This window comes from Niabella drilacis (assembly GCF_900101395.1).
Taxonomy (GTDB): domain Bacteria; phylum Bacteroidota; class Bacteroidia; order Chitinophagales; family Chitinophagaceae; genus Niabella; species Niabella drilacis.
In genome coordinates, this window is record NZ_FMZO01000002.1 from 231,621 (window position 1) to 243,367 (window position 11,747).

Below are 11,747 nucleotides of genomic sequence, written 5' to 3' on the forward strand. Positions count from 1 at the left end.
TTAATCTTCTTTGGGTTTTAAGCGAAGAATGACCGGGTTATCTGCCGGCTTACCGGTTTTATAGAACCGGGCCAGGGTTTTTTCGTATTGCGGGTTCATTTTTGCAGCGCCCTTTTTCAAATTAAAAAGTGCTCTTGCCGAAAGGCCCTGGTAAATGTTTTTTTCGTCAAATGCCAGTACCGGCCCCTGCAGGGGGAACAGAAAACTGCTGCTGTCCGCTTTTAATTTGCTGCGGTCGTAAAGTCGATTTTCTTTTTTGTCGAAAACATAGTAATTGTAATTGCCAAAAGGTTGCCGCACATTAAAAAAAAGGAACCGTTCCAGGTTCGCAAAATTGTTGACGGTATTCATATTGCTTCCCAAAAGACTTCCACCGCTGCCGGCCCTGGTGCTAATGGTGATACTGCCAAAAGAGATCTGGTCAACCGGGGCAAAGGAAAACGCGTTCGGCATAGATGCCGCGGGCCGCATTTTAGATCCGGCTATTTCATACATTGCGGCTATCGAGTCCGGCGTGAGCCTGTAAATGAAAGGTTGAAAGGGGCGTGATATAAAAAGCACCGAGTCATTTAAAGTAGGAAAAAAGCTGCACTGGTGGGCTGTACGGCCATAAAAAACTGAATCGGTCTTTGTGTGGTACGGGAAATACTCCCGGACGACGCTGTCTTCATTCATCACTTTTAACTCATGATCCTGCATTTCTGTGTTCTGGGCATCGGACCGGATAAAGCTGAATATAAATTTGCGGCTGCCTAAAGAAACGGGATTGGCAAGCAGGTATGCCGGTGCGGGTACGATTTCAGTGCGTAGCGCAGGCAGATCGTTGAGATAAAGCCGGGTAGCGCTTACCAGTGTGGAGGGTTTTGATCCCTGGTCCTTTGCCAGGTGTGCCTGTAGTTTTGTAAGTGTAAGATTGTAATTTTTATGCTGGCTAAAAATAAGCAGGGCATTACGGGACTTGTCCTGCTGAATGAAATGAATACGGTAACGTTTGGGGGCGTTTTTATATTTTGTAATAAATTTCCCCTGCTTATCAAAGAAAAGGATCGCATCTGTATCCGTATCCAGGATGATGAAATATTTATCCGTTACCACCAGTTGTTTGATGATCCCGAAAATCGATTGATGGCTTGTTTCCAGTGGAATGAACTCAGTTTCATCAAAAATGCCGGAGCGGGTAGTATCTTTGGCTTTTGCCGGGTCTAATAATACCGGCCGGGGCTGGGTATATACCATACTCCAGGTTCCGATAAGCAAACCCAATAGCATTAGTTTTTTTATCATAGTAGAAGCCTCATCCGTATATCAAATGTACGGGGCAAATGCAGATACGGCTTCTTTTTTTATATAGCAATTTGTTAATTCTGCGGGTGATTGGCACTGTTGCGCCCCGCCTCTTTTACAGCGGCAAGGGCTCTTTGGTGCTATTTATTCTTAAAGTGTTTGGGTGAGATGCCCATGATCTTTTTAAAAACCCTTGAAAAATGATACTGGTCTTCATAGCCCAGGCTGTAAGAGATGGTTTTAATATTGTGCGAACGGTCCATCAGCATCTGGCAGGCCTTCTGTATCTTAAGAGAGGTAAACAGATGAATAGGGCTGGATTTGACCTGTTTTTTAAATAATGAAGAAAGATGCGAGGATGAAAGCCCTACTGCCGCGCTGATCTCATCCAAACGGAGGGGCTTGTCCAGGTTCTGTTTCATAAATGTAATACACTGCTGAATGACGTCGTTTTCATTAACCGATAACTTTATTTGGGTATTCAGGAAAGAAGAAAGATATGCATGTACGCAACTGCAGCCGTAAATAAGGTTGTCCGCATTGTCCGGCAGCTCCAGGTGCTGGAGGATATCATAGAATATCAGGTGCCGTGAAGTACTGACTGCGGCACTCACCGGAGCCTTCCCCTGTATTTTTGTAAGCAGCTGGTAATAAAACCCGGCATCAGCGCCGCAAAAGTGGAGCCAGTAAATGCTCCAGGGATCCTTTTCGTGTGCGCCATAGTAATGTGCGGTTCCCGGGGGAATAATAAAAAATTCATTGGACTTTACTTCGTATCGTTTGTTTGCTATCGAATACCAGCCTTTTCCCTTTACGCAATGAATTAAAATATACTGGGTGCAGCCCTTTGGGCGCTCCCGCTCGTGGTGTGCGGCAAGCGGGTAATACCCCATATCTGTAATGTAGAGGTTTTTGCAGAAAACATGCTGAGCGCAAAATCTTACTTTCACCTGCGGAAGAATACAGGCCAGCTGGCCTTCAAAGCCTTCCTTTTTTTTTTGAGCACTGCTTGTGTTGACTGGCTTCATGGAACGAACCGTTTTTTATTGCGGAACAACCGCCCGGGTAATAGTGGTGTAAATGTATCCATATTTTTGATAAGGATATCCATTCTGCTGGGCCCCTGGTATTTTTCTACTGCATTGCGTTCCCTGCGGAGCAGCCTGGAGTTCCGGCGTAAAAAAAAGTGAAAAGGTAAAAAATGTTACGGATCCATCCCGTTTACCTTTTATCTGCGCATCTTTGCGTAGCTGCCATCACTGCCGTATGAACAGCTGGGATCATTGAACAGCTGGTATCTCTTAGCCATGCCGGGCAGTTTTATGATGGCGGCAGCCTTATATCAACGAATAAAAAACAGGGAATGAAAAACGGGATCGCTCATTTATTGCTGCTCCTTTTTACCTTACCGGCAATCATGGCCGTCCGGGCCCAGGCGGATCCGCAAACCTACCTGGGAGAACTGAAGGCCGCACTGGGAAAAAAATGGCCGGCAAACCGCACCATTAACCTGGTGTTTCACGGGCATTCTGTTCCCAGTGGCTATTTTCAAACGCCTGCTGTGCATACGCTTGAGGCCTATCCGCACCAGGTATTGCAGCAACTGAAGGAGCTGTACCCCTACGCCGTCATTAATGTGATCACCACTTCCATTGGAGGTGAAAACTCCGTACAGGGACGGAAACGGTTGAAGAAGGATGTGCTGCCGCATTGCCCCGATGTATTGTTCATCGACTATGCCCTTAACGACCGGGCCATTGGCCTGGAAGCATCCCGTATCGCTATGGAAAAGATGATCCGGCAGGCATTGAAAAAGAAAATAAAGGTCATCCTGATGACAGCTTCCCCGGACCTGGCGGTGGATCTCCTCAAACAGGATAATATACTAAACCAATTCAGTCAGCAGCTGATCCGGCTGGCCGCAAAATACAGGATCGGTCTTGCAGACAGCTATGCCGCGTTCTATGAGCAGGCCCGGAGTGGCAAAGACGTTCGCGATTACATGGCGCAAAGCAACCATCCCAATGAGAAAGGGCACCGGCTGATCGCAGATCGTATCATGCAATGGTTTCAGACAAAATAAGCTGGGGTTAACGGGAAAATGATCAATAAGCCCCCGGGTTCCGGGGGGCAAAGAAACGCCCTGCAACAGGCGCAGCAATTGTTGCGGGAACGTATAACAGCCGTCTTTTTACGGTTTATGGAAGGAGGCAACCGGGAGGATCGATGAATGGCATGCCATGCCTGCTTCATAAGATCATCCTTTTTTTTCGTAAGGATATCCATTCTATTTACCTTTTTATGTACGCATCTTTGTGCTCCTAAAATCGCTTCAGTATGAAAAGTCAGTATTCATTCAATACGTCCTATATCATCGGCATTTCCTTTATATCTGCACTGGGTGGTTATTTGTTCGGGTTCGACTTTGCGGTGATCGCCGGGGCGCTTCCGTTCCTGAAAGAGCAATTCGGTTTTGACGAAGTGCAGGAAGGATTTGCCACGGCTTCGCTGGCGCTTGGCTGCATCGTCGGATGCCTGCTGGCCGGCCGGATCTCCGATCGCTGGGGGCGTCGCAGGGGGCTGATGCTGGCGGCAGCAATATTTTTTGTTTCTTCCCTGGCAATGGCATTTTCGCATAACAGCGCAACATTCATAGCAGCCCGTTTTGCGGCGGGTATCGGTGTGGGGATGGCCTCAGTGCTGTCGCCGATGTATATTGCCGAAGTAGCGCCCACCAATATGCGCGGTCGTATGGTGGCCATCAACCAGCTGACCATTGTGATCGGCATCTTTGTTACCAACCTGGTCAACTACAGTTTACGGAATGAAGGGGCAGATGCCTGGCGCTGGATGGTGGGACTGGGTGCCGTGCCCGCCGCGCTTTTTTTACTGGGTGTTTGCTGGCTGCCTGAGAGTCCGCGCTGGCTGGCCAAGGCAGGAGCACTTTCTCCTGCAGAAAAGATATTAAAAAAGATCGGTGGCGGGGACTATGCAGCCCACACGCTGGAGGCGATCCGCAAATCGGTAGCCGGTGATACCGTGGTCCGTTATAAGGATGTATTCCAGCGCTCCGTTTTCCCGGTGGTATTGATCGGTATCGGACTCGCCGTATTTCAGCAGCTTTGCGGCATCAACGTGGTGTTTAACTATACGGCAAACATTTTTGAAAGCGTAGGGTTCAGCCAGGATGATCAGTTAAAACAAACCGTATTTATCGGGTTGGTGAATATGATCTGTACCCTGGTGGCGATGTGGCAGGTAGACAAGCTGGGCAGGAAGCCGCTGATGTTGCTGGGGGCCGTCGGGCTCACCCTGCTGTATATTGTAAGCGCGGTACTACTGAAACAAAAGTCACCGGCAGCTTCCTGGTCGTTGTTGGCCGCCATCGGCTTGTATGCTATGACGTTGGCTCCGGTTACCTGGGTGCTTATATCAGAGATCTTTCCCAATAAGGTACGAGGGGCCGCTACATCCATTGCCGTGCTGGCGCTCTGGGCTTCCTATGCGGTATTGACCTTTACCTTCCCCATACTGGCAAAAAAATTGGGTACCTACACACCATTCTATATTTACGCAGGAATCTGTGTGATCGGCTTTGTATTTGTGAAGTTCCGGGTGAAGGAAACCAAAGGGAAATCGCTGGAAGAAATGGACACTGTTTTTTCCGGCCATTGATCACGATAACTAAATTAAATTATAAACGAAGATGATGGAAGTGCAGGCCTGGCAGGAAGTGGTGAAGATCCCTACCTATAAAACCGGGCAACCCGACAAGAACCCGATGTTCCTGGAAAAACGGGTGTACCAGGGTAGCAGCGGGGTCGTATATCCTTACCAGGTGATCGATAAAGTATATGATGAAAAAGAAGAGAAGGAGTGGACCGCCTTATACCTGGAGAACGATTACCTGAAAGTAATGATCCTTCCGGAGCTGGGCGGACGGATACAGATGGCCTATGATAAAACCAATGACTATCATTTCGTATATCACAACAGGGTCATCAAACCTGCATTGGTGGGCTTGTTGGGGCCCTGGATCAGCGGTGGCATCGAATTTAACTGGCCGCAGCACCATCGTCCCACCACTTTTGATGCCACCGATTTTCAGATCGTTGAAAATAAAGATGGCAGTAAAACCGTATGGGTAAACGAGTACGAGCAAATGTTTGGGACCAAGTGTGCCCTGGGCTTTACCCTGTATGCAGATAAGGCTTACATAGAACTGGAGGCAAAACTGTATAACCGTACGCCTTTTCCGCAAACCTTTTTGTGGTGGGCGAACCCGGCAGTTGCCGTGGATGAACATTATCAAAGTGTATTTCCGCCGGATGTAAATGCCGTTTTTGATCATGGAAAACGGGATGTAAGCTCATTTCCGATTGCAACCGGCACTTACTATAAGGTAGACTATGCGCCCGGTACCGATATTTCCATTTACACCAATATCCCGGTGCCTACTTCTTATATGGCGGTGAACAGTGCCTTCAATTTTGTGGGCGGGTACCATCATCAGAAAAGGGCGGGTATCATGCATGTGGCGAATCATCATGTTAGCCCGGGAAAAAAACAGTGGACCTGGGGTTGCGGCGAATTTGGCAAGGCATGGGATCGCCAGCTTACCGACGAGGATGGCCCTTACTTTGAACTGATGTGCGGCGTGTACACCGATAACCAGCCGGACTTTAGCTGGATCATGCCTAATGAAGTACGGACCTTCAAACAATACTTCATGCCGTATAAGAACATTGGGTATGTAAAGAATGCTTCTGCAGATGCGATGATAAACCTGGAAACAACGGACCTTACAGCCAGGGTGCAGGTATACATAACAAAAGAGCAGCCGGTAACCATAAAATTGAAGCAGGCAGGACAGGAGCTCTTTTCTGAAACAGTGGTACTGTCACCACTGGAAAGTTTTGAGAAGCAGGTTTCCATCACCGGTGCACCGGGTAGCTGCCAGCTAAAAGCAGAAGTGCTGGACGGGAACGGGAAACTGCTGATTGCCTATACGCCGGTAGAACGCAATACGGAGGCCATACCGGACCCTGCAAAACCCATACTGCGGCCGGAAGCGCTTTCTACCAGCGAGGAACTATACCTGGCCGGTCTGCATCTGGAGCAATACCGGCATGCCACCTATTCGCCTCTGGATTATTACCGCGAGGCATTAGTGCGGGACGCAACCGATGTGCGGTGTAACAATGCCATGGGGCTGTGGTACCTGCGCCGTGGCCAGTTTGAAACCGCAGAACCTTATCTCCGCACCGCAGTGGAGAAACTTATGGCAAAGAACCCTAATCCCTACGACGGTGAACCGCTGTATAACCTGGGTCTTTGCCTGCAGTACCAGAACCGGTTAAACGAAGCGAAAGACTGGCTGTATAAAAGTACGTGGAATGCAGCCCAGCAGGATAATGCTTACCTGCAGCTCGCCTACATCAGCGCGCTTCAAAATGACTGGGAGGCCTGCTCCGGGTTTGCCGAGAAATCGGTTTTAAGAAACTATCACAGCCTGAAGGCCCGGCATATAAAGGCAATTGCGTTGCGGAAACTGAACCGGGATGATGAAGCGGCCGCTTTGCTGGAAGAGACATTGCGGATTGATGCATTTGATTTTGCAGCACGGTATGAATGGTGCGGCTACCTGCAGCAGCACCGGGGCGCAGCGGCTGCTGGGGAAGCATTACAGCAGCTGCAACGGCAGCTGCGTAACCGTTCCTACTCCTTTATTGAAATGGCCCTGCAATATGCTGCCGCCGGCCTCTATGAGGAGGCCATTGCGTTTTTAGCAATGACAGCGGCGGAAACAACCGATCCGATGGTCAGTTATTACCGGGGGTATTTTAGCCATTTATCCGGCAACGGTGAGCGGGCGGCGGAATGGTTGCGGCAAGCGTTCGGTATGAAGCCGGATGGCGTATTTCCTAACCGGATTGAGGACATTGCAGTGCTGAGAACCGCAGTGGAGCTGAATCCCGGTGATTACAAGGCATTCTATTACCTCGGTAATTTTTATTATGGGAAACGTCTCTATGAGCAGGCCCGTACCTGCTGGGAGCAGTCACTAGCCATTAACCCTGATTTTGCCACCACGAACAGGAACCTCGGGATCGCTTACTATAATAAATTTGGTAAAAAGGAAGCCGCACTTCATCTGTTCCAAAAGGCATTTGATGCCGACCCTTCGGATTCGAGGGTGTTGTTTGAACTGGACCAGTTAAAGAAGCGGTTTAACATTCATCCCGGAACGCGCCTGTCATACTTGAACCAATACCCGGGTCTGGTGCGGGACCGCGATGATCTTTATATTGAATACATTGGCTTGCATTCCCTGCTGGGCCGGTTTGAAGAGGCCGGCCGGCTGCTGAGTGCCCGTAACTTTCACCCCTGGGAAGGAGGAGAGGGCAAAACCTCCGGGCAGCATGTACTGATCCACGTAGCGCGCGCCAAACAATCACTGGCAAAAAATGACCTGGAGAGTGCCGGTGATTTGTTGCTTAAGGCCCGCGCATACCCGGCAAACCTGGGAGAAGGAAAGCTGTATGGCGCCCAGGAGAACGACATCCTTTACTGGCTGGGATGCGTGGCGGAAGCTGGCGGCAACCGGGCTGCGGCACAGGCTTATTGGGAGAAAGCTGCAGTAGGTCTTTCAGAACCTGCACCGGCCATCTTTTACAACGATCAGCAGCCGGATCAGATCTTTTACCAGGGGATGGCATTGCGGAAAGCAGGAAGGCAGGAAGAAGCAGAACAGCGGTTCCGCAACCTGATCCGCTATGGTGAAGCACATTTGAATGATACGGTCGCGATCGACTTTTTTGCGGTATCCCTTCCGGACCTGATGATCTTTGACGATGATCTGGACCTGCGTAACAGGATCCACTGTTATTACCTGATGGGGTTGGGGCACCTGGGCCTGGGTGCCTGGGCTGAAGCCGGTCAGTATCTGGGCCGGGTATTGAAGCTGGACCCTGCACATACCGGTGCCACCCTGCACCGGGGCCTGATACCCGTTTTGTAACGGTTGGTGACCTGATTAATGTGCATGCGGGTTCTCCGCGTGGCAGGATAAGATACACCTGTCTTTAACGAGTTTTTTAATGATGTTTGCCCGGGTTTATTGATAAATCCGGGCATTTTGCTGTGCGTTTATATAGTTTGACAGCATCCGTCCGTAAGGAGAACAGATCTTTATATTTTTGAGCATTCCTGTCTGCAATATGATTATTTTGCAGGGGTATTAAGGAAAAAGAGCGCTTGCCGCTGTACCCCGGTGTGCAGCCGGTGCAGGTATGTTGCCGGTCCGGATGGAGTAAATTCGATAAAAAATAACAATGAAAAAAGGTTGCTTCTGCATGTTATACCTGCTGTTTCTTTGCCTGTCCCCGGCAGCGCAAAAGAATGCAGTGATCCGGGAGTTGAAAAAGAGCTATATCACTTATCCTTTTTCAGATCCGAACCCGATCCCTTCCTTTGGTAAAATATATCCTTATTTCCGGTTTGATGGCTTTACGGCTACTCCTGTACATAAAGAATGGAAAGTGGTGGAGCTGGAGAATGATTTTATCCGGGTAGCAATATTCCCGGAGATCGGGGGAAAGGTATGGTCGGCTTATGATAAGGTTCATCGGCGCTATTTCCTGTACAATAACAGCGTGGTAAAGTTCAGGGATATTGCCATGCGTGGCCCCTGGACGAGCGGCGGGGTGGAATTTAACTATGGGGTGATCGGCCATACTCCCAATACGGCAACCCCGGTTGATTATCAGCTGCGCACCGGCAAAGAGGGCAGTGTAAGCTGTATCATCGGCTGCCTGGAGCTGCTCACCCGTACCCGTTGGAATGTGGAAATAAAGCTGGAAAAGGATAAAGCCTTTTTTACAACCCGCTCTACCTGGTTCAATGCCACTGCTACGGAGCAGCCCTACTACCAGTGGTCCAATTCGGCGGTATATGCCAAAAATGATCTGCAGCTGATCTACCCCGGAACCGCAGCCATCGGGCATTCCGGGGAAGTGATCCGGTGGCCTTATGATTCTGTTGCAGGAAAAGATATAGCACAGTGGAAGGAGAATAATTACGGAGGCTCCAAGTCTTTTCATATTATCAATAGCGGCAAACCCTACTTTGGAGCGCATTGGAAATCGGAGGATTTTGGAATGCTGCACTATACCGCCGGGGATGAAAAACTGGGCCGGAAGATGTTTTCCTGGGCCCTGAGCGACCAGGGCGATATCTGGAAAGAGCTGCTGACCGATAAGGACGGGCAGTATGTGGAAATGCAGAGCGGCCGGTTGTTTAACCAGAATTCGATCCCCAGCAGCCTTACACCATTTAAACAAACGCAATTCATTCCGTATGGCACGGATCAATGGACGGAATACTGGTATCCCTTTGCCGGAACGGGTGGCGTTACGGATGCGAATGAGGCCGGTGTTGCGGCGGTCAGCGGGGCCGCGCTCCGGCTTTCTCCCCTGATGTTTATAAAAGATACCTTGTATGTAAGCGATCAGAAAGGACGTGTTCTCTATGCGCAATGGGTAGCGCTGCAGCCATTGAATACGAAGATTATTCAAACGGGATTGTCTCCCGGTCAGTGGGAGCAGGCAACCATCCGGCTGGCGGGGTATACCTGGACGGTAGGCGACAGGGAATTGCAGCGGCCGCTTACCGCCCCGGCCGATTTTGACTGGAACACCGCCTATGGATGGTATGTGTATGCAAGGGACCTGGCCGGGCTGAGGAACTATCCCGAAGCAGAAATAAAAGTGCGGCAGGCACTTGGTAAAAATAAAAATTATGTGCCGTCCCTTGCCTTGCTGTCGCAGCTGCTTTATAACCGTATGCAATACGATTCAGCCTTTGATGTGGCCAGGCATGCCTTGAGTGTGGATACCTACGATGCAGCTGCCAACTATTACTATGCGTTAGCGGCGTATAAAACGGGCCGGATCAATGATGCCATAGACGGGTTCAATGTGGCTGCCCTCACTACCGGATTCAGGAGCGCTGCTTATACTGAATTGGGCCGGATCTTTTTTATACAGAAGGATTACACCCGTTCATTGCAGTACGCAGAAAAATCGGTGCTCAATAACCGGCAGAATGTAGAGGGGCTACAGTTACAGTACCTGGCCAACCGGGTAATGGGAAGGGAGAACGCAGCGGTGGAAAAAATGATCGCGGCAGCCGAGCCGCTGAACCTGTTCCTGTTGTTTGAAACATACCGCGGGGGCCAGGCGCCCGCGGCTGCAAAAATGCCGGCAGCACCTATTCAGAATGAATTTCCCTACCAGACATACCTGGAGCTGGCCATTTGGTACAACCAGCTGGGCTGTGTGGAAGAGGCAAAGCAGGTTTTGGCAATATCGCCGGATCATAATGAATTGCAGTATTGGCGGGCCTATTTAAACCGCGATCAGGCCATGGGTGCCACCTATCTGAAGCAGGCCCTTGCTGCGGACCCGGATTTTGTTTTCCCGTTCAGAGAGGAAACAAAGCCGGTGTTTGATTGGGTGCTTACGCAAACAAAAAGCTGGAAGCCGGTCTACCTGCTTTCTTTGTTGCAGCTGGCAAAGAACAACCGGAATGAAGCCCGGTTATTACTGAATGGTGTTCGTGAATCCCCCGGTTTTGCACCGTTTTATATGGTGCGGGCATCCCTGAATGAAGATACGGCTTTGCAGCGCCGCGACCTGGAGCTGGCGGACAAAGCCGGCAAAGGATGGCGGTATAAAAACTATCTCATACGTTATTACCTTGCTGCCGGTGCCTACAGTGTTGCACTGCAGGTAATTGAACCCTATTGCCGCGCGCATCCGGAAGATTATATCAACGGGATGCTTTACGTGCGTGCCCTGATGCGGAACGGCCGTTACCCGCAGGCCAATGAAGTGCTGGAACGGCTGAAGATCCTGCCCTTTGAAGGAGCAGGGGAGGGAAGAAGGCTTTATGAAGAAATAAAGCTGGTATTGGCGCTGGATGCGTTGCAGCAAAAAAAATATGCCGCTGCTCTGGGGTATATCAGGGAAGCAGCCGTATGGCCCCGGAATATGGGAGTGGGAAAACCCTATGATGACCTTGTTGATAACCGGTTGGAGCAGTTTTTGGAAGGCGTAACCAAAATGGCAATGAAACGTGGAGAGGAGGGACAACAGTTACTAAAGCAGGTGGCGGGCTCAAACAGATCTGCCGGTTCCATAAATGCATTGGTGCAGGTTGCCGCACTTGCCGCGTTAGACCAGAAAACAGCGGCCGATGCCCTGTTTGGGAAATGGGCCTCCGGCCAGAAAGATGCCGGCAAGGTACAGTGGGGAAAACGCTTCCTGGACGAGCCCCTGGATACCGGCAAACCGGACCTGGCACTGTACCGGCAATTGGTGAAGCAGATCACCGAAGCTGAAGATAAACGATTATTTTAAACGATAAAAAGAGGTTCAATATAAACCTGTCAAATTAAAAGA

The 11,747-nt window shown here is 49.9% G+C and carries 6 protein-coding genes; 4 read left to right on the forward strand and 2 right to left on the reverse strand.

Annotation, left to right across the window (positions count from 1 at the left end; translation table 11 throughout):
• Positions 1–1,284: a 6-bladed beta-propeller gene (locus BLS44_RS04355; RefSeq protein WP_090388826.1), complete on the reverse strand. Its 1,284-nt coding sequence runs from the start codon at positions 1,282–1,284 to the stop codon at positions 1–3.
• Between the two features lie 140 nt (positions 1,285–1,424).
• On the reverse strand, positions 1,425–2,312 hold the full coding sequence (locus tag BLS44_RS04360) for an AraC family transcriptional regulator (RefSeq protein ID WP_090388827.1): 888 nt from the start codon (positions 2,310–2,312) through the stop codon (positions 1,425–1,427).
• 335 nt (positions 2,313–2,647) lie between these two features.
• Between BLS44_RS04360 and BLS44_RS04365 the strand changes: the two genes are divergently transcribed.
• From BLS44_RS04365 to BLS44_RS04380, 4 genes are all read left to right on the forward strand, one after another.
• On the forward strand, positions 2,648–3,367 hold the full coding sequence (locus BLS44_RS04365) for an SGNH/GDSL hydrolase family protein (protein WP_090388828.1): 720 nt from the start codon (positions 2,648–2,650) through the stop codon (positions 3,365–3,367).
• Positions 3,368–3,621: 254 nt separating this feature from the next.
• On the forward strand, positions 3,622–4,959 hold the full coding sequence (locus BLS44_RS04370; RefSeq protein WP_090388829.1) for a sugar porter family MFS transporter: 1,338 nt from the start codon (positions 3,622–3,624) through the stop codon (positions 4,957–4,959).
• A gap of 31 nt (positions 4,960–4,990) precedes the next feature.
• Positions 4,991–8,305: a DUF5107 domain-containing protein gene (locus BLS44_RS04375; RefSeq protein WP_245729096.1), complete on the forward strand. Its 3,315-nt coding sequence runs from the start codon at positions 4,991–4,993 to the stop codon at positions 8,303–8,305.
• Positions 8,306–8,618: 313 nt separating this feature from the next.
• Complete coding sequence (locus BLS44_RS04380) at positions 8,619–11,705, forward strand: DUF5107 domain-containing protein (RefSeq protein ID WP_090388830.1); 3,087 nt, start codon at positions 8,619–8,621, stop codon at positions 11,703–11,705.
• Positions 11,706–11,747 lie beyond the last annotated feature (42 nt).